The sequence below is a fragment of the Streptomyces griseofuscus genome (genome assembly GCF_014673495.1).
GTDB classification, from domain to species: Bacteria; Actinomycetota; Actinomycetes; order Streptomycetales; family Streptomycetaceae; genus Streptomyces; species Streptomyces murinus.
Genome location: NZ_CP051006.1, coordinates 3,107,189 through 3,124,718 on the forward strand (window position 1 = coordinate 3,107,189; position 17,530 = coordinate 3,124,718).

The following is a 17,530-nucleotide window of genomic DNA, read 5'->3' on the forward strand; positions in this document are numbered from 1 at the left end:
ACGGCCGGCCGCTCTCCTACTCGTGGGCGCTGAGCACACCGCCGTTGCTGAGCACGATGTACACGCCGTTGGCGTCGAGGCCGACGTCGTGCCGGTCCTTCGTCTCGATGGTGGCGGCCACCCCGTCGTGGCCGATGATCTGCGCGCGGTAGCGCAGCTCGCCGAACTTCGTCACCTTGACGGTCCAGCCGCCCGCGACCTCGAAGGTGCCCGGGCCCTGGTGGCCGCCGCCCATCCAGGCGTGCACCTCGCCGCCCAGCGTGAGCACGATGAACATGTCGTTGGCGTCGAGCCCGGCGTCCCGCCCGTTCGTGTCCAGGGTGGCCAGGACCGCGCCGTGGTTGACGATCTTGGCGCGGTAGCTCTGCTCACCGAGCTGGTAGATCTCGGCCGTGCTGCCGTCCGGCAGTTTCTGGGTGCGCTCCGGGGCCGACTTCTTCGCCGCGGCCGCGGACACGGCGGCGTGGTGCGCACCACCGGCGGCGGACGTGGCCGCCTGGGCGGAGACGGCGGCCAAGGAGAGCGCGGCGGCCGCGGCGACGGCCACCAGGCCGGTGGTGCGAACGGTACGAGCGGTACGGGCGGTGCGGCGCACAGTGCGAGCGGTCATGATCGAAATCCCCCTCGGGCATCGGGTGGTCATTCCCTACGCCCCATCAGATGAGGTCTTCTCAGGCGGAGTTCACCCGGTTCTGTCCGCACTTGGTAACAGCGGGAAGGTTCCTAGTGTCCTGAGTCTTTGATCCGTCGGCAGTAGCTGGCGAGGGATTCGAGGATTTGATCGGCGGTCTTGGTCCAGACGTATGGGCGAGGGTTGTCGTTCCAGTCGGCGACCCAGGCCCGGATGTCTCGTTCGAGGGCCTGGACGGAGCGGTGGACGCCGCGGCGGAGCTTCTTGCTGGTCAGCTCGGCGAACCACCGCTCGACCAGGTTCAGCCAGGACGAGCCGGTGGGTGTGAAATGCAGCTGGAAACGGGGATGGGCCAGCAGCCATTTCTTGATCGTCTCGGTCTTGTGAGTGGCGTAGTTGTCCAGGACGAGGTGCACCTCCAGGCCGGTCGGGATCTCGCGCTCCAGCTTGGCCAGGAACTTCTTGAACTCGGCAGTGCGGTGGCGGCGATGCAGTGAGCCGATGACTTTGCCGGTGGCCGTGTTCAGAGCGGCGAACAGCGTCGTGGTGCCCGCGCGCACGTAATCGTGGCTGGCCCGTTGCGGGACACCGGGCATCATCGGCAGCACAGGCTGAGAGCGGTCCAGTGCCTGGATCTGGGACTTCTCGTCGACGCAGAGCACCAGTGCCCTTTCGGGCGGGTCGAGGTAGAGCCCGACCACGTCGTGGACCTTGTCGACGAAGAATGGATCGGTGGACAGCTTGAATGACTCGGCCCGGTGGGGCTGAAGGCCGAAGGCCCGCCAGACCCGGGAGACGGTGGACTGGGACAGGCCGACCCGCTCGGCCATCGAGCGTGTCGACCAGTGCGTGGCGTTCTTCGGCTTCGTCTCCAGCGTCATCCGGACCAGCTCGGCGACTTGCTCATCGGTGACCGTCCGCTCCCGGCCCGGGCGGGGCGCGTCACCCAGGCCGTCCAGCCGGTCTCTGAGGAAACGGCCCCGCCACTTGGATACCGTCTCCGTGGTCACCCCGGCGGCAGCGGCCACCGAACTGGCCGACCGGGGCAGTCCATCAGGCTCCATTTCGGCGCACGCCAGCACGATTCGGGCCCTCAACGCCAGAGCCTGCGGCGTCGATTGCCCCCGCCCCAACCCACCGAGCACCCGCCGCTCGTGATCCGACAACACCAACTCGGCCAGTCTCGGCCCAGGACGTCCCATGTCCTGACCAACGATGGATCAAGGACTCAGGACACTAGACCTCCGCGGCCGTACCGCTGAGGGCGACGAGCGCGGCGACCCCCTCGACCGCCAGGACCTCGTCACGGGCGCCGGTGCACAGGGCCGCGTCGAGGCGGCCGAGGCGCGTGCCCGCCCCCTCGAGGACGGCGGAACCCTCCAGTACGACGACGAGCAGCACGGGCGCGGCGGGCGGAGCGGGGAGCGCCACCCGCCCTCGTACGATCTCCACCCGCGCGGTGGCCCGGCCGCGCCGGGTCATCACGTTGAAGTCGACGAGCGGGCCGCCGAGCAGCCGGCAGTCGGTGTCGGCGTCCCCGGGGAAGGCGAAGGGGACGTACGGTTCGGCCACCGGGTGCGGGGACCCGTCGACGGTGAGCACCATGCCGGGTCCTTCGACCAGGGTGATGATCCGGTCGACGCCCTCGAAGCGGGAGAACGGGCCGCCCCGGGCCACATCGGCGAGGCTGACGCGCCACGCGAAGTCCGCCATGTCCGCGCCCTCGGGGGCCGCGGCGATCTCCCGGGTCAGCCCGCCCCCGTTCTTCCACGGCGTCGCCGCTCGTCCCTCGGCCCTCAGCACCCGCACCGTCATCCCGCACTCCCTCTCGTCCGCTGTCCCCCGTGTGTATCCGCGGACCGCCCCCGCTGTCGAGCGGGTAGGCCGACCGGCACGCGGCGCCCGCCCGGACCCGCAAGTTACGCTGCGTGGCATGACCCCCCAGACCGCCACCCCCGCGTATCGCCGGCTCAGTGTCGAGGAACGGCGGCGCCAGCTGCTCGACGCGGCGCTGACGCTGTTCGCGCACCGGGCGCCCGAGGACGTGTCGCTGGACGACGTGGCGGAGGCGGCCGGGGTGTCGCGGCCGCTGGTGTACCGGTACTTCCCCGGCGGCAAGCAGCAGCTGTACGAGGCCGCGCTGGGGTCGGCCGCGGACGAGCTGCGGCAGTGCTTCGACGAGCCCCGCACCGGCTCCCCGCTGGCCCGGCTGGCCCGCGCCCTCACCCGCTATCTGACCTTCGTGGACGAGCACGACACCGGCTTCGCGGCGCTGCTGCGGGGCGGCAGCGTGGTGGAGACCTCGCGCACCACGGCCATCGTGGACGGGGTACGGCGGGCCGCCGCCGAGCACATTCTCAGCCATCTCGGCGCCACCGACCCCGGGCCCCGGCTGCGCATGACCATCCGGATGTGGATCACGGCCGTCGAGGCGGCCTCCCTGATCTGGCTGGACGAGGACAAGCAGCCGCCCGCCGGCGAACTGCGGGACTGGCTGGTGGACCAGTTCGTCGCCACCCTCTCGGTCACCGCGGCCCGCGACGAGCAGACGGCGGCCCTCGTGGGCACCCTCACCCGCGATGGCCGAGACTGAGACCGTGAAGAGCCAGGACACCCCCTTCGAGGGCGGGCCCATGGACGGACGCGTGCTGTCCGTCCTGCTCGGGCCGACCGGACATCCCCCGAAGACGTACCGCATCCCCGTCCCCGCCCCGGACGACGGGCCGCCCACGGTGTACGTCTACCGGCGCGTACCGCGCGGCCACAGCAAACGGCTGGGCCTGATCCAGGGCTGGAAGTACGAGTACGACCCCGACGACACCTCGGGCGGGCGGCTGCGCTGGCCCTGGTCCAAGCCGTCCGGCAAGCCGGGTGACACGCAGGGGTGACAGGGTTGCGCCGAACCGCGCACACGCGGCGCGCGCCCCACAGGAATACGTCTGATTATCGCGGTCGGATAGGGAACGGCAATGCGCCCACCCCTTCCGCACCCGAGGTGATGACGTGTCAGGAAAGCTTGTGCGCCTGGCCTGTACGGCCACGGTGGCGGCTCAGGCCGTCCTCGCGCCCGTGCCCGCCACCGCCGCGCCCGAGCCGCAGCGCTCCGTCTCCCAGCTGCTGACGGACCTCCAGAAGCTGTACCGGCAGACCGAGCAGGCCACCGAGACCTATGACGCCACCGCCGACCGGCTGGGGCGGCAGAAGTCGGAGGTGGCCCGCCTCGACAAGGAGCTGAGCCGCGCCCGGCGCGCCCTGGAGGCAAGCCGCGCCGACGCCGGCCGGCTGGCCCGCCAGCAGTACCAGGGCGCCTCCGGCGGCCTCGGCCCCTATGTCAGCCTGCTGCTCGCCCCGGATCCGCAGCGCGCGCTGGACGAGGGCCATGTGCTGGGCGAACTGGCCCGCCAACGCGCCCATACGGTCGACCGGTTGACCGGCGCCGAACGGCACTCGGACACCGTCGCCCGCACCGCCCGCAAGGCCCTCGACACCCAGCGGGCCCTCGCCGGACAGCAGAAGAAGCAGCGCGATGCCGTCCAGGCGAAACTCGCCGACGTGGAACGCCTGCTGGCCACCCTGGGCCCGGACCAGCTGGCCGCCGTCGACCGCCTCGAACAGCAGGGTGTCAGCGCGGCCCAGCGGGCCCTCGCGGGCTCGCTCTCCGACGACCGCCCGGCCTCCCGCCAGGGCGAACGCGCCGTCCGCTTCGCCCTGAAACAGGTGGGCAAGCCCTACGTCTGGGGCGCGCAGGGCCCCTCCTCCTACGACTGCTCCGGCCTGACCTCCAGCGCCTGGCAGCACGCGGGCACCCCGATCCCCCGCACCAGCCAGGAGCAGTGGCGGCACCTGCGCCACATCCCTCTGCGCCAACTGCGCCCCGGGGACCTGGTGATCTACTTCCCCGAGGCGACCCACGTGGCGATCTACGCGGGCGACGGCAAGGTCGTCCAGGCCCCGAGACCCGGCACCCGGATCAAGATCTCCCCGGTGGCGTCGAACCCGGTACTGGGCGCCGTACGCCCGGGTTAGCGCCCTTCAGGGGCGCGTGCAACCGCGCGACCGGCCACGACGAACCCGCGGCCGCGCACGCACCCGCGCCCCCGCGGCGACTACGCCCCCGCCACCGACCCGAGGTACTCGCTCGCCTTCTCCGGCTCGAAGAAGAAGTTCTCGAAGTCGGCCGGGTTGTCGAACCCGTTGGCGAACCGATCCGCCACCGGCTGCAACTGCCCGGCCGCACCGATGAGGTTCAGGACATGCTCCGGCGGCGGCGCCAGCATCGCGTTCGTCCACTTGGTGACATGCTGCGCCGTCTGCCAGTACCGCTCGAACGTGCCGCGCATCCACTCCTCGTCGAACGGCTGCTCCCCGCGCTCCAGGATCGACGCGAGGTAGGAAGCCGCGCACTTGGACGCGGAGTTGGAGCCCTGGCCGGTGATCGGGTCGTTGGCGACGACCACATCGGCGACGCCGAGCACCAGGCCGCCCGAGGGCAGCCGGCCGATCGGGTTGCGCACGGTCGGCGCGTACCGTCCGGCCAATGTGCCACCGGCGTCCGTGAGTTCGACCTTCGTCGCCCGCGCGTACTCCCAGGGCGTGAACTTCTCCATGAGTTCCAGGGTCAGGGAGAGGTGCTCGGCCGGGTCCTTGACACCGTTGAAGACATCGAGCGGGCCGCCCGGTATGCCCTCCCAGAACAGGATGTCGGCGCGCCCGGAGACGGTGTACGTCGGCATGACGAACAGCTCGCCGACGCCCGGCACCAGGTTGCAGCGCACCGCGTCGAACTCCGGGTGCTCGGGGCGCGGTCCGAGCCCGTGCACATACGCCACCGCGAGCGCGCGCTGCGGCTCGCTGTACGGGGAGCGCGCGGCGTCGCGGCCGAACATGGACACCAGCTCGCCCTTGCCTGCGGCGACCAGCACCAGGTCGTAGGTGCGCGAGAAGTAGTCGAGGTCGCCGACCGCCGCGCCGTGGATGACCAGCTGGCCGCCGCGCTGGGCGAAGGTCTCCATCCAGCCGGCCATCTTCACGCGCTGGTCGACGGACTGGGCGTAGCCGTCGAGCTTGCCCACCCAGTCGATGGCGCGCTGGGTGGGGCCGGGGTCGTGCGAGCCGGGGGCCGCGACCGAGACGCCCAGTCCCTGGATCTTCGGGGCCTGGGACTCCCAGAAGTTCAGCTGGAGGTCGCGCTCGTGCTGCAACGCGGTGTGGAACATGCACTGCGTGGACATCACGCGGCCGGACCGGATCTCGTCCGCGGTCCGGTTGGACATCAAGGTGACCTCGTAGCCGTGCGACTGAAGGCCGAGGGCGATCTGGAGGCCGGACTGGCCGGCTCCGACGACGAGTATCTTCCGCATGCGGGTGGTGGCTCCTTACAGGACTACTCGGGGGTTTCGTCCAGCGCGTGGCCGACCAGGGCCAGTAGGGTCTCGATGGCCGAAATCCGCCGGCGCGCATCCATGATCATGACAGGGATGTGCGGGGGTATCGTCAGCGCCTCCCGTACGTCCTCGATGTCGAACCGCTCGCTGCCGTCGAAGTGGTTGACCGCGACGACGTACGGGAGTCCGCAGCTCTCGAAGTAGTCCAGGGCGGGGAAGCAGTCCTTGAGGCGGCGGGTGTCGGCCAGCACGACGGCGCCGATCGCGCCGCGCACCAGGTCGTCCCACATGAACCAGAACCGCTGCTGACCCGGCGTGCCGAACAGATAGAGCACCAGGTCGTCGTCGAGCGTGATGCGGCCGAAGTCCATGGCCACGGTGGTGGTGACCTTGTCCGGGGTGTCGGACAGGTCGTCGGTGCCCTCGCTCGCCTGGGTCATCAGCGCCTCGGTCTGCAAGGGCGTGATCTCCGAGACGGCCGTGACCAGGGTGGTCTTGCCGACGCCGAAGCCGCCCGCCACCACGATCTTCGTCGCGATGGGGGCCCGCGTCCGGTCCGTCTGCCAGGCCTTCAGGTCCTCGTCGGGTTCGGCGAAGCCGGCGACGAGAGGGGCGGCGCCTCCGAGGGAGGCGGTGGCGTCAGAGACGGCGAAGTCCACTCAGCACCCTTTCCAGCAGAGCGCGGTCCGGGCGGCCGGTGCCGTGACCGGTTCCGGTGCCGTACACACGGATCTTTCCCTGGTCCGCGAGGTCGCTGAGGAGCACGCGGACCACGCCGAGCGGCATCTTCAGCAGCGCGGCGATCTCGGCCACCGTGCGCATACGGCGGCACAGTTCGACGATGGCCCGCATCTCCGGCATGACACCGGCGAGCGATCCCTTCGTCAGTTCTCTGCGCTCCTCGGGCGCCTCGATGGCCGCGGTGCTGGCCACGAAGGTCTCCACAAGGAGGACGTGTCCGAAGCGGGTGCGGCCGCCGGTGAGCGAGTAGGGGCGCACGCGGGCGGGTTTGCGCTCGCCGCCGCGCACCGGGAGCTTCGGTGTGCCGCTCATCGGGCGCTCCCGGCCGACTCCAGGGACTTGCGCAGCTCGCTGCGGAGTTCCGGGGTGAGGACGTGGCCGGCGCGGCCGACGAACAGCGCCATGTGATAGGCCACCACGCTCATGTCGCACTCGGCCGAGCCGTGCACGCCGAGCAGTGAGCCGTCGCTGATGGACATCACGAACAGGCTGCCCTCCTCCATGGCGACCATGGTGTGCTTGACCCCGCCGAACGTCATCAGCTTGGCGGCGCCGACGGTGAGGCTGCCGATGCCGGAGACGATGGTGGCGAGGTCCGCGGAGGAGCCGCGGGGCCCCTTGCCTGGACGGGCCTGGCGGGACTGCTCTGTGTGGCCCGGGTCGGACGACAGCAGCAGCAGACCGTCCGAGGAGACCACGGCGACGGACTGGATGCCGGGGACCTCCTCGACCAGGTTGGTCAGCAGCCAGTGCAGATTGCGGGCCTCAGTGCTCAGCCCGAAGGTACTGGGAGCGGTCAACTGCTTGCCTCCTCGACAGGGCCCCCCGTGGTGTCTTCGGAATGGTCTTCGATCTCTGCCTCGACGTCGCGGTAGCCGGCCTGTGCTCCTCGGCGGAAGCCACCGAGCCTGCGGCGCAGGGCCTCGGCGTCGACGCTGGTGCTGCGCTGGCGGGGCGGGGGGGCGGGTGCGGTGATCCTGGGCGTGCGCTTGGGCAGCCCCTTGCTGGTGACCCGTTCCCCGGCCTCGCCGTCGTCGGCGGCCCCGGTCATGGGCCGCGCGTGGCTGATGGGTTCGGCATCGACGCCGGCGGGGGCGGAAGCCGCCGGCCGGTCGTCCGCCTGGTCGTCCGGCCGGTCGTCGGCTTCCCCGTCCGGTGCCTTCTCCGGCGCGTTCCCCGACGTCTTCTCCGGTGCGTTCTCCGGTGTCCTGTCCGGTGCCTTTTGCGGTGCCTCGTCCGTGAGCGGGAGCAGCAGCTCCATCGTGGTCTCGGCGAAGGTCTCCACCGGGGCCTTGGGCCGGGCCTCGGCCTCCTCCGTGCCGGGCCCAGCCTGCTCGTGCGTCGTCTCCTCGGCGGCTTCCGGCGCCGTCTCCTCGGCCGGGTCCGGGGCGGCCTCCCGCCCGTCCGCCCGCTCCGGCTCCGCGCCGGCCTCCCTGACCGCCTTCTCGGCCAGTGCCACCAGCGGGTCCTGCTGCTCGGCGCCGTCCTTGGGACGGGTGGGCAGGACATTGGAGTTGGCCTCGGCGGCGGCGCCCGGCAGGGTGAAGGTTCCGGTGGTGGAGGTGGCGGCCTGCGGGGGTACGGCCGTCGCGGGGGCCTCGGACAGCAGGGTGGCCGGCAGCACCACGACCGCGGCGACCCCGCCCTGCTTCTGCTCGCGCAGCTGCACCCGTACACCGTGCCGGTGGGCGAGGCGGGCCACGACGTACAGGCCGAGCCCGAGACCGTCGTCGCCCTCCTGCTCGTACCCGGCCTCGGGGTCGAAGTCGGCGAGGCGCGCGTTGAGCCGGATGAGGCGGTCCCCGGCCATGCCGATGCCCTCGTCGTGCACGGAGAGCATGACCTCGCCGGACTCCAGCAGCCAGCCGGAGACCTCGACCGGCACGTCCGGCGGGGAGAACGTGGTGGCGTTCTCCATCAGTTCGGCCAGCAGGTGCGAGAGGTCGTCCGCGGCGAAGCCCGCGATGTGCGCGTGCGGCGGCAGCGCGGCGATGCGCACCCGCTCGTACCGCTCGATCTCGCTGACCGCGGCGCGCACCACGTCCACCAGCGGCACCGGACCGTGATGCTGCTGGACATGCTCCGTACCGGCGAGGACCAGCAGGTTCTCGCTGTGCCGGCGCATCACGGTGGCGAAGTGGTCCAGCTTGAAGAGGGTGGCGAGACGCTCGGGATCCTGCTCCCGGTCCTCCAGGCCCTCGATGACGGCGAGCTGGCGCTCGACCAGACCGAGGGTGCGCAGCGCCAGGTTGACGAAGGTGCCGCCGATGCTCGCGCGCACCCGGCCCAGTTCGGCCGCCGCCTCGGCGAGTTCGGCGCGCAGCTCCTCGCGGGCGTCGGCCATCTGCTGCCGCTGCCCGACCAGGTGCTTGCGGTCGGTCTCCAGGGTGGTGACCCGCTCGTGCAGGGCGGCGGCGTGCGCGTGCAGGGCGTTGACGGAGCGGACGACCTGCGCGAACTCGTCGTTGCGGCCGGTGAAGGCGATGGGTTCGCGGCCGGCCGGGTCGCCGGGCTCGGCGAGCCGGGCGGTGCCGCGGCGCAGCACCGACAGGGGCCGGGTGAGGGTGCGGGCCATGGCGGTGGCGATGCCGACCGCGACCAGCAGCAGCACGCCGAGGACGGCGACCCGGATCTCCAGCGCGGTGACGTCGTCGTCCCGCAGCTTCTCCAGGTCCTGGGTGCGGTGCTCGTAGAGGGCCGACTCCGCGCCGCGCATCAGGTCGAGCCGCCCGGACAGGGCCGCGTCCAGCTTGGTGGCGCTGGTGCCCGAGGCACTGTCGGGGAAGGTCGGCTGGGCCGTGAAGGTGTCCAGGTACTTCTCGGCCGAGTTGACGTCGGCGCCGGTGACCGTGGAGTCGTACGCGTCGACGGCCGACTTGGGCGCGTTCTCGCGGAAGTCGGCGAGGGCCGCGTCGGAGCGCAGCCGGGCCTGCTGGGCGGCGGCGGTGAGCGCGTCGCGCTGCTTGCGGCCGGCCTCGGTGGGCACGGAGGTGGTGGTGGACAGTCCGGTGACGGGGTTGAACACCGTCTGCGTGGTCGCCGGGACGTTGAGCGCGGCGAGCAGCAGGCCGCGGGCGGCGGCGGACTGCTGGACCGCGGTGTCCAGTTCGGCGAGCGCGTAGCCGCCGGAGCCGGCCCGCGGGGGCATCCGCTCGGCCAGCTGCTCGGCGAGCCCGTGCAGTTCGGTGATCATGGCCGAGTACGCCTGGTGGGCTTCGAGCGCGCTGCTCTTGCCGGTGAGGGCGGCGCGCCGGACGGTCGCGATGCGGTCGAGGTCGCCGCGCAGGTCCGCCGGGGTGCCGCTGTCGGCGCGCAGATCCGCCACCTGGCGGTCGACGCGGGTGCTGCGGTCCTCGGAAGGCGCCTTGGACTCGGGGCGGCCGGCCGCGATGTAGGAGGTGACCTCGTCGCGCTCGTCGGCCAGGGAGCCCGCGAGGGTGAGGGCGTCCTGGGTGCGGGAGGCCAGCGTCACCAGGTCCTGGGAGTCGCTCACGTCCGAGGACGCGGTGAGCAGAGAGGGGGATCCGGCTCCGGCGACCGCGGCGGCCACGACCGCGACGGCGACAATCAGCCGGGTGCGCACATGCGTGGGCCGCCCGGTGCCCACGGGAGTCTCGGGGGCGGCCTTCTCGGGGGCCGTCTGCCTGCCTGTGCGCCGAGGCCGCTTCATCTGCACCGGTGCTCGCATTCCTGAACTCGTCTACCCAAGGGCCCGGGTGGCGCCCCGTCAGCTCGGTGCCAAGTGGTGCGTGCACCCGGTTCGTACGGTTCCCGACCCTCCCAGCGCCGGTGGGCAGTGGTCGCGCATCACCTGACCCGCCACCCGAAGGAGTGAACATCGGAGGGGAGTTGGCGGGCAAGTTCCTCTGGCGTGTGCCGGGCCGTTCTCCGGCGGGCCGGTTGGACGCGCGCGGAAGGGTTTGGCAGTATTCGCCACCGCGCTTTTCCGGAGTGGCCCATTACCCCCCAAACCAGGCGCCTGACCTGCGCGAGCATGACAATCCACGGGCGATTGCCGGTCTTTGGGGGAGGCCGTGAAGGGCTCGTGCAGACTGGCCGGATGCGAACTGATCTCGTTTCGGAACCCGGCGACGCGACCCGACCCAACGAGGACTTCGCCGATGTCGGACTACCCGCCTCCGGACAGGGCGGTTGTGTGATCTTGCTGGACGGGGTGACACCGCCCGCCGGGGAGACCGGCTGTCTGCATTCCGTCCCCTGGTTCACCGCCCGGCTCGGCGGGGCACTGACCGAACTGACCGTTTCCGGCCGAGATCTGACGCCGGCCGACATCCTTTCTTCGGCGATCGAGCGCACCGCGCAGACACATGCGGACACCTGTGACCTTTCTCACCCGCGTACGCCTCAGGCAACCGTGGTCATCGTGCGGTGGTCCGCCGAGACGGTCGAGTACCTGGTCCTCTCCGACTCGGCGCTGTTGCTGCGCTCCCCCGCCGGGGAGGTCACCGCGGTCCTGGACGACCGGCTCGCCCGGCTGCCCCGCTCGGCGCTGGCCACCGACGCCCTGGTGGACGCGAACCTGCGCAACAAGGAGGGCGGCTTCTTCACGGCCGCCGCGGACCCGTCCGTCGCCGCCCGCGCGGTGACCGGCACCGTGCCCCGCGGCGAGGTCACCGCGCTGGCCGCCCTGACGGACGGCGCGACCCGCTGGACGGAGACGTTCCACCAGGGCGACTGGACCGGTCTGTTCGACGTCCTCGCCAAGGACGGCGCCCGCTCGCTCGTCGACCGGGTACGGCACCTGGAGTCGGCGGACGAGCGGGAGCGGGCGTTCCTGGGGCGGAGCAAGACGCACGACGACGCGACGGTGGTGTACGTCGAGCTGTGACCCCCGCTCGGCCGCGGGTCATTTCTCCATGACGCCGTTCAACTGGTGCAGCAGCCGGGCCAGCTCGGCCACCTCGCGGCGGTCCCAGTGGGCGAGCTGGCTGACGTACCGGGCACGGCGGGCCTCGCGGACCGTGCCGACCCGGCGGTGGCCCTCCTCGGTGAGGGTGACCAGCCAGGCGCGGCCGTCCGCGGGGTCGGGCTCGCGGGTGATCAGACCCAGCTCCTCCAGGGCGCGCAGTTGGCGGGACATGGTGGCTTTGCCGACGCCGAAGTAGCCGGCGAGTTCGGTGGCCCGCCGGCCGCCGTGCTCGTTCAGCCGGATCAGCAGTCCGTACGCGGAGGACTCCAGGTCGGGGTGGACCTCCCGGGCCATCTCGCCCTGGTTGGCGCGGGCGCGTCGCAGCAGTACGGTCAACTCGCGTTCGAGTGCCAGGAATTCCTGGTCTGCACCACTGGGCGTCACCTGCTCGGCGACGCGTGCTTCTGCGCCGTTTCCGTCCTCGTGCACGTCACACCCCTGATCGGTTTCGCGGTCCTGAAAGTTTCTGCCAAACGCAGTCATAGCCGCAGCTCCGTAAGTATTTCGCAGGCGTAGACCAACGGCGGCGGCCGGACCCCCTTCCCACGCCGCTGTCTACGTGCGTAGCTTTTTCGTCAGGCAGTGAATGACATGCCCACGACAGTGCACCTCTTCCGAGTTCACTGTCATGTTCCCCCCACTTTCACCCCACCCTCCCCGGAGGCACGTCATGCCCGCGCCCAGACCCCGCTCACTCCGTCCGCGCCCGCTCGCCGTCATGGTCACGGCCCTGCTCGCGGCGATGGCCTGCGCACTCCCCCTCACCACCGCCCAGGCCGCGTCCACGCCCACCCGCGGCACCGCCTACATGGGCGAGACCGTCGCCGCCCACGACGGCACCCACGGCACCCCCACCAGCGGCGACGCCACCCAGACCGAGGGTGTGGACGTCTCCAACTACCAGGGCAGCGTGGCCTGGTCGACGCTGTACGGCAGCGGGGTGCGCTGGGCGTACACGAAGGCGACGGAGGGCACGTACTACACGAACCCCTCCTTCACCCAGCAGTACAACGGCTCGTACAACGTGGGCATGATCCGCGGCTCGTACCACTTCGCCACCCCGGACACCACCAGCGGCGCCACCCAGGCGAGCTACTTCGTCGCGCACGGCGGCGGCTGGTCCAAGGACGGCAAGACCCTGCCGGGCGTGCTCGACATCGAGTGGAACCCGTACGGCGCCGACTGCTACGGCAAGACGGCCAGCCAGATGGTCAGCTGGATCGCGGACTTCCTGAACACGTACAAGTCCCTCACCGGCCGGGACGCCGTGATCTACACCGCCACCAGCTGGTGGACCGAGTGCACCGGCAACTACGCCGGCTTCGCGGCCAACAACCCGCTGTGGGTCGCCCGCTACGCCACCTCCGTGGGGACGCTCCCGGCCGGCTGGTCGTACTACACGATGTGGCAGTACACCTCCTCCGGCGCGACCGTCGGCGACCACGACGTGTTCAACGGCGCGCTCGACCGCGTCCAGGCGCTCGCCAACGGCTGACGGCCGGAGCGGCCACCGGGCGCCATCGGCCGACGCCCCGCCACGCCCGGCTCGCCGAGCCGGGCGTGCGCACGGCAAGGGCCCAGACCCCTCACGGGACCCGGGCCCTGCCTTCCCCCAGGGCCTCTCGTTTGGATCACGCCGGGCTCGCGGGCCCTGGCACCGCGCCCTGATCCGGCCTGATCCAAACGAAAGACCCTGGTCGTCCGTCACGCCGCCAGGGGAACCTCCGGCGCCGCGCCGTCGGCCGCGGGCACCAGCGCCAGTTCCAGGACCTGGCGGACGTCGGTCACGGTGTGGACGTCGAGCTTGTCCAGCACCTCGGCCGGGACGTCGTCCAGGTCGGCCTCGTTGCGCTTGGGGATGATCACGGTGGTCACCCCGGCGCGCTGCGCGGCGAGCAGCTTCTGCTTCACCCCGCCGATCGGCAGCACCCGGCCGGTCAGCGAGACCTCACCGGTCATCGCCACGTCCGTGCGCACCTGGCGGCCGGAGAGCAGCGAGGCCAGCGCGGTGGTCAGGGTGACACCCGCGCTCGGGCCGTCCTTGGGGACCGCGCCCGCCGGGAAGTGGATGTGCACACCCCGGTCCTTCAGATCGGTCACCGGCAGCTCCAGTTCGGCGCCGTGGCTGCGCAGGAAGCTCAGCGCGATCCGCGCCGACTCCTTCATCACATCGCCCAGCTGACCGGTCAGGGTCAGCCCCGCCGCACCGGTCTCCGGGTCGGCGAGGGACGCCTCCACGAAGAGCACGTCGCCGCCCGCGCCGGTGACCGCGAGCCCGGTCGCCACCCCGGGCACGGCCGTACGGCGCTCGGCCGGGTCCTGCGCCGACTCGGGCACATGGTGCGGCCGCCCGATCAGGGCGCGCAGATCGCCGTCCGCGACGGTGCACGGCAGCTCCCGCTCGCCCAGTTCGTGCTGGGCCGCGACCTTGCGCAGCAGCCGGGCGATCGAGCGCTCCAGATTGCGCACGCCCGCCTCGCGGGTGTATTCGCCCGCGAGCTTGCGCAGCGCGCTCTCCGCCAGCGTGACCTCGCCGGTGTCGAGCCCGGCCCGCTCCAGCTGGCGCGGCAGCAGGTGGTCCCGGGCGATGACGACCTTCTCGTCCTCGGTGTAGCCGTCCAGGCGGACGATCTCCATACGGTCGGCGAGCGCCTCCGGGATCGCCTCCAGGACGTTGGCGGTGGCCAGGAAGACGACGTCGGACAGGTCGAGTTCGACCTCCAGGTAGTGGTCGCGGAAGGTGTGGTTCTGCGCCGGGTCGAGCACCTCGAGGAGGGCGGCGGCCGGGTCGCCCCGGAAGTCCGATCCCACCTTGTCGATCTCGTCCAGGAGCACGACCGGGTTCATGGACCCGGCCTCCTTGATCGCGCGCACGATCCGGCCCGGCAGCGCGCCGACATACGTACGGCGGTGACCGCGGATCTCGGCCTCGTCGCGGACGCCGCCGAGCGCGACGCGGACGAACTTGCGGCCCATGGCGTGCGCGACGGACTCGCCCAGGCTGGTCTTGCCGACACCGGGCGGGCCGACGAGCGCGAGCACCGCGCCTCCGCGCCGCCCGCCGATCACACCGAGCCCGCGGTCACCGCGCCGCTTGCGCACCGTCAGGTACTCGGTGATGCGCTCCTTGACGTCCTCCAGGCCCGCGTGTTCCTCGTCGAGGACCGCCTTGGCGCCCCGGATGTCGTACGCGTCCTCGGTGCGTTCGTTCCACGGCAGTTCGAGGACGGTGTCCAGCCAGGTGCGGATCCAGCTGCCCTCGGGCGACTGGTCGGAGGACCGCTCCAGCTTGTCGACCTCCTTGAGCGCGGCCTCGCGGACCGGCTCCGGCAGGTCGGCGGCCTCCACCCGGGAGCGGTAGTCGTCGGACTCCTCGCCCTCCTGGTCGCCGTTCAGCTCGCGCAGCTCCTTGCGGACGGCCTCCAGCTGACGGCGCAGCAGGAACTCGCGCTGCTGCTTGTCGACGCCCTCCTGGACATCCTTGGCGATGGTCTCGGCCACGTCCTGCTCGGCGAGGTGGTGGCGCAGCTGCTGCGTGGCGAGCTTGAGGCGGGCCACCGGGTCGGCGGTCTCCAGGAGTTCGACCTTCTGCTCGGTGGTGAGGAAGGGCGAGTAGCCGGAGTTGTCGGCGAGCGCGGAGACGCCGTCGATGGCCTGGACGCGGTCCACCACCTGCCAGGCGCCGCGCTTGCGCAGCCAGCTGGTGGCGAGTGCCTTGTATTCCTTGACGAGTTCGGCGACCTGGCCGGGCAGCGGCTCGGGCAGGGTCTCGTCCACCTCGGCGCCCTCGACCCACAGGGCGGCGCCGGGTCCGGTGGTACCGGCGCCGATGCGGACGCGGCTGCGACCGCGGATCAGCGCGCCGGGGTCGCCGTCGGCCAGCCGGCCCACCTGCTCGACCGTGCCCAGCACGCCGGTCCTGGCGTACGTGCCGTCGACGCGGGGCACCAGCAGCACCCGTGGCTTGCCGGGTTCCGAGCGCGCGGCGGCCTGTGCGGCCTCCACCGCGGCGCGGACCTCGGCATCGCTCAGGTCCAGCGGAACCACCATGCCGGGCAGCACGACCTCGTCGTCGAGCGGCAGCACGGGCAGGACGAGCGTGAACGCCGGTGACTCAGCAGCCATGATCTCCCCTTCGGCAGTCAACTTGAGTTATGCCGACTCAATGTCTGTCGCCGGGGGAATGTTCCCAACGGGGCGTTCGCTGTCAGCGATCGCCTCGCTGGTGCAGGTGAGAGGGGGTCTCGGCGGCCGCCCAGCGGCGTATGACGGGCCATGCCGACACGCCGATCGCGAGCGCGATCAGATGGCCCCAGTTCGTCATGGGATCCGTATAGGCGAGCAGGTCGTTCAGCAGGAGGGCCGCCGTGCCGGCGAGCAGCGGCCAGCGCAGCCAGGGGCGCAGAAGGCCGGCCAGGGCGCCCGTGCTCGCGGCGACGCCGAAGCTGATGCCGTAGTCCAGGCGGTGCAGGGAGGTCCCCGGGAGATGCCCGGCGAGGACCGCGAGGCCCACCGGGACCTCCGTCGCCAGGGTCGCCAGGACATGGCCGGCGAGGAAGACACAGGCGGCCCGCGCCCCGCCTATCCGGCGCTCCAGCGCGGTGAGCACCAGGACGAACGCGACCGCGTACGGCGAGACGAGCCCGCCCGCGATCCACAGCGCGCTGGTCAGCAGCACCACCGCGGGCGAGCGCACCAGATGGGTCACGTCCGTGCTGGAGCCCTGGTAGAGGGCGTACACCAGGGTGGGCGGCGCCAGGGCCGCGAGCACGGAGGTGGCGGCCAGCAGAGCCGCGTACCCGAGGGTGAACGGCGTCCGGGCGGGCGTCGGCAGCAGCAGCCAGGGGCGCACCCGCGGCACCGCGAGGGGCCGGGCGGGCGGCGGCGCGGGCAGCACGGACCGCTGGCGGGGCACACCGTCCAGCAGGTCCGCGCCCACGGTCTTCGGCGCGATCCGTTCCACGGTGGCGCTCCTTCCGTTCCGCCCCACCCTCCGTGCTGGAGGAAGCCGCTGTCCACGTCCGCAGCCACAGGAGAGCGATTTCACGGCAACCTCATAAGTTCCGGCCATGTCCGGCACCCGGGCCCCGCGGGGCCGACATCCGTAATTGCCGTGAAAGCAAAGCCCTGTTCAAGCAGGATGGACCCATGGCTGCCCCAGACGACTCCCCCGTGGTGCTGGACCGGCGCGAGGGGCCGTACGGCGAGGTGGTGCTGCGCAGACACGGCGCGCTGCTCCAGATCATCGCCAACGGCTGCTTCCTCATGGACACTTCGGACGGCCGCTCGGAGCGGCTGCTGATCGACGCGGCGTACGACGCCCTCGACGGGCGCCCGGCACCGGCCGTGCTGATCGGCGGCCTCGGCGTCGGCTTCTCACTCGCACACGCGTCCGATGATCCCCGCTGGGGGCGGATCACGGTCATGGAGCGGGAGCCCGCCGTCGTCGACTGGCACCGCGCGGGCCCCCTGTCCGAACTGACCCGCGGCGCGCTGGCCGACCCGCGCACCGCGATCGTCCGAGACGATCTCGTCCGCTACGTCAATGAGACATCGGACACGTTCGACGCCCTGTGCCTGGACATCGACAACGGTCCCGGATGGACGGTCACCGAGGACAACGGGAGCCTGTACTCACCGGCCGGACTGGCCGCCTGCGCACGGGTGTTGAGACCGGGCGGGGTGCTCGCCGTATGGTCGGCGAAGCCGTCTCCGGAATTTGAAGGAACCTTGCGGAATGCCGGGTTCCGACGGGTGCGTACCGAAGAGGTGCCCGTTGCCCGGGGAGTTCCGGACGCCGTGCACCTCGGCGTCCGCCCTGGATAGCGACGGCACCGCCGATCC

17 protein-coding genes are annotated in these 17,530 nt (G+C 71.7%); 6 read left to right on the plus strand and 11 right to left on the minus strand.

All coding sequences use genetic code 11. From position 1 onward, the window contains the following. Positions 1–16: 16 nt before the first annotated feature. The 3 genes from HEP81_RS13560 to HEP81_RS13570 all read right to left on the minus strand — a co-directional run bounded on the left by HEP81_RS13560 (position 17) and on the right by HEP81_RS13570 (position 2,446). Complete coding sequence (locus HEP81_RS13560; RefSeq protein WP_037656559.1) at positions 17–610, minus strand: hypothetical protein; 594 nt, start codon at positions 608–610, stop codon at positions 17–19. Between the two features lie 113 nt (positions 611–723). Beyond that, positions 724–1,833: an IS630 family transposase gene (locus HEP81_RS13565; RefSeq protein WP_190275992.1), complete on the minus strand. Its 1,110-nt coding sequence runs from the start codon at positions 1,831–1,833 to the stop codon at positions 724–726. Positions 1,834–1,867: 34 nt separating this feature from the next. Further along, positions 1,868–2,446: a HutD/Ves family protein gene (locus HEP81_RS13570; RefSeq protein WP_037660281.1), complete on the minus strand. Its 579-nt coding sequence runs from the start codon at positions 2,444–2,446 to the stop codon at positions 1,868–1,870. A 118-nt stretch (positions 2,447–2,564) separates the two neighbouring features. Here HEP81_RS13570 and HEP81_RS13575 point away from each other — a divergent pair, with 118 nt between their 5' ends. From HEP81_RS13575 to HEP81_RS13585, 3 genes are all read left to right on the plus strand, one after another. Then, positions 2,565–3,224, plus strand: coding sequence for a TetR/AcrR family transcriptional regulator (locus tag HEP81_RS13575; protein WP_037660279.1), 660 nt, complete (start codon positions 2,565–2,567; stop codon positions 3,222–3,224). Beyond that, positions 3,211–3,519, plus strand: coding sequence for a hypothetical protein (locus HEP81_RS13580; RefSeq protein WP_190275993.1), 309 nt, complete (start codon positions 3,211–3,213; stop codon positions 3,517–3,519). The genes HEP81_RS13575 and HEP81_RS13580 overlap by 14 nt, the downstream gene beginning before the upstream one ends. A gap of 115 nt (positions 3,520–3,634) precedes the next feature. Next, positions 3,635–4,657: a C40 family peptidase gene (locus HEP81_RS13585; RefSeq protein WP_037660275.1), complete on the plus strand. Its 1,023-nt coding sequence runs from the start codon at positions 3,635–3,637 to the stop codon at positions 4,655–4,657. A gap of 80 nt (positions 4,658–4,737) precedes the next feature. Here HEP81_RS13585 and HEP81_RS13590 read toward each other — a convergent pair whose 3' ends face one another. Genes HEP81_RS13590 through HEP81_RS13610 form a run of 5 tightly spaced genes read right to left on the minus strand, consistent with a single transcriptional unit; the run spans position 4,738 to position 10,444 of the window. After that, entirely contained in the window at positions 4,738–5,991 is a 1,254-nt protein-coding gene (locus tag HEP81_RS13590) for a styrene monooxygenase/indole monooxygenase family protein (protein WP_037660274.1), read from the minus strand. Between the two features lie 23 nt (positions 5,992–6,014). Beyond that, positions 6,015–6,674 (minus strand): GTP-binding protein, encoded by a 660-nt coding sequence (locus tag HEP81_RS13595; protein ID WP_037660270.1) that lies wholly within the window; start codon positions 6,672–6,674, stop codon positions 6,015–6,017. Next, complete coding sequence (locus tag HEP81_RS13600) at positions 6,655–7,068, minus strand: DUF742 domain-containing protein (protein WP_037660266.1); 414 nt, start codon at positions 7,066–7,068, stop codon at positions 6,655–6,657. Before HEP81_RS13600 ends, HEP81_RS13595 begins: the two co-directional genes overlap by 20 nt. After that, positions 7,065–7,556, minus strand: a complete 492-nt coding sequence (locus HEP81_RS13605) for a roadblock/LC7 domain-containing protein (protein WP_037660264.1) — start codon at positions 7,554–7,556, stop codon at positions 7,065–7,067. The genes HEP81_RS13600 and HEP81_RS13605 overlap by 4 nt, the downstream gene beginning before the upstream one ends. Beyond that, positions 7,553–10,444, minus strand: a complete 2,892-nt coding sequence (locus HEP81_RS13610) for a sensor histidine kinase (protein ID WP_172636864.1) — start codon at positions 10,442–10,444, stop codon at positions 7,553–7,555. The genes HEP81_RS13605 and HEP81_RS13610 overlap by 4 nt, the downstream gene beginning before the upstream one ends. Before the next feature lie 372 nt (positions 10,445–10,816). Here HEP81_RS13610 and HEP81_RS13615 point away from each other — a divergent pair, with 372 nt between their 5' ends. Further along, a complete protein-coding gene (locus HEP81_RS13615; protein ID WP_078967570.1) occupies positions 10,817–11,605 on the plus strand; it encodes a protein phosphatase 2C domain-containing protein in 789 nt (262 codons plus the stop codon). Positions 11,606–11,623: 18 nt separating this feature from the next. Here the strand turns inward: HEP81_RS13615 and HEP81_RS13620 are convergent, their stop codons facing one another. Next, positions 11,624–12,115 (minus strand): MarR family winged helix-turn-helix transcriptional regulator, encoded by a 492-nt coding sequence (locus HEP81_RS13620; RefSeq protein WP_037660260.1) that lies wholly within the window; start codon positions 12,113–12,115, stop codon positions 11,624–11,626. Positions 12,116–12,356: 241 nt separating this feature from the next. On the opposite strand from HEP81_RS13620, the gene HEP81_RS13625 reads away from it, so the two are divergent. After that, the gene (locus HEP81_RS13625; protein ID WP_037660258.1) at positions 12,357–13,181 is read left to right on the plus strand and encodes a lysozyme; all 825 of its coding nucleotides are present in this window, start codon (positions 12,357–12,359) and stop codon (positions 13,179–13,181) included. A 209-nt stretch (positions 13,182–13,390) separates the two neighbouring features. Here HEP81_RS13625 and lon read toward each other — a convergent pair whose 3' ends face one another. Together lon and HEP81_RS13635 are read right to left on the minus strand one after the other, a co-directional pair. After that, positions 13,391–15,811 carry an endopeptidase La gene (lon, locus tag HEP81_RS13630; protein ID WP_037660255.1) on the minus strand — a complete coding sequence of 807 codons (2,421 nt, stop codon included), beginning with the start codon at positions 15,809–15,811 and terminating at the stop codon, positions 13,391–13,393. Between the two features lie 82 nt (positions 15,812–15,893). Continuing rightward, positions 15,894–16,649, minus strand: a complete 756-nt coding sequence (locus HEP81_RS13635) for a rhomboid-like protein (RefSeq protein WP_243279413.1) — start codon at positions 16,647–16,649, stop codon at positions 15,894–15,896. A gap of 185 nt (positions 16,650–16,834) precedes the next feature. On the opposite strand from HEP81_RS13635, the gene HEP81_RS13640 reads away from it, so the two are divergent. Beyond that, a complete protein-coding gene (locus HEP81_RS13640) occupies positions 16,835–17,512 on the plus strand; it encodes a spermidine synthase family protein (RefSeq protein WP_037660254.1) in 678 nt (225 codons plus the stop codon). The last annotated feature ends 18 nt before the right edge of the window (positions 17,513–17,530 follow it).

Bases quoted from the DNA above. Each gene is read 5' to 3' on its own strand.
- HEP81_RS13560 (WP_037656559.1), bottom strand. From the start codon at position 610: ATGACCGCTCGCACTGTGCGCCGCACCGCCCGTACCGCTCGTACCGTT.
- HEP81_RS13565 (WP_190275992.1), bottom strand. From the start codon at position 1,833: ATGGGACGTCCTGGGCCGAGACTGGCCGAGTTGGTGTTGTCGGATCAC.
- HEP81_RS13575 (WP_037660279.1), top strand. From the start codon at position 2,565: ATGACCCCCCAGACCGCCACCCCCGCGTATCGCCGGCTCAGTGTCGAG.
- HEP81_RS13615 (WP_078967570.1), top strand. From the start codon at position 10,817: ATGCGAACTGATCTCGTTTCGGAACCCGGCGACGCGACCCGACCCAAC.
- HEP81_RS13580 (WP_190275993.1), top strand. From the start codon at position 3,211: ATGGCCGAGACTGAGACCGTGAAGAGCCAGGACACCCCCTTCGAGGGC.
- HEP81_RS13590 (WP_037660274.1), bottom strand. From the start codon at position 5,991: ATGCGGAAGATACTCGTCGTCGGAGCCGGCCAGTCCGGCCTCCAGATC.
- HEP81_RS13610 (WP_172636864.1), bottom strand. From the start codon at position 10,444: ATGCGAGCACCGGTGCAGATGAAGCGGCCTCGGCGCACAGGCAGGCAG.
- HEP81_RS13625 (WP_037660258.1), top strand. From the start codon at position 12,357: ATGCCCGCGCCCAGACCCCGCTCACTCCGTCCGCGCCCGCTCGCCGTC.
- HEP81_RS13600 (WP_037660266.1), bottom strand. From the start codon at position 7,068: ATGAGCGGCACACCGAAGCTCCCGGTGCGCGGCGGCGAGCGCAAACCC.
- HEP81_RS13640 (WP_037660254.1), top strand. From the start codon at position 16,835: ATGGCTGCCCCAGACGACTCCCCCGTGGTGCTGGACCGGCGCGAGGGG.
- HEP81_RS13570 (WP_037660281.1), bottom strand. From the start codon at position 2,446: ATGACGGTGCGGGTGCTGAGGGCCGAGGGACGAGCGGCGACGCCGTGG.
- lon (WP_037660255.1), bottom strand. From the start codon at position 15,811: ATGGCTGCTGAGTCACCGGCGTTCACGCTCGTCCTGCCCGTGCTGCCG.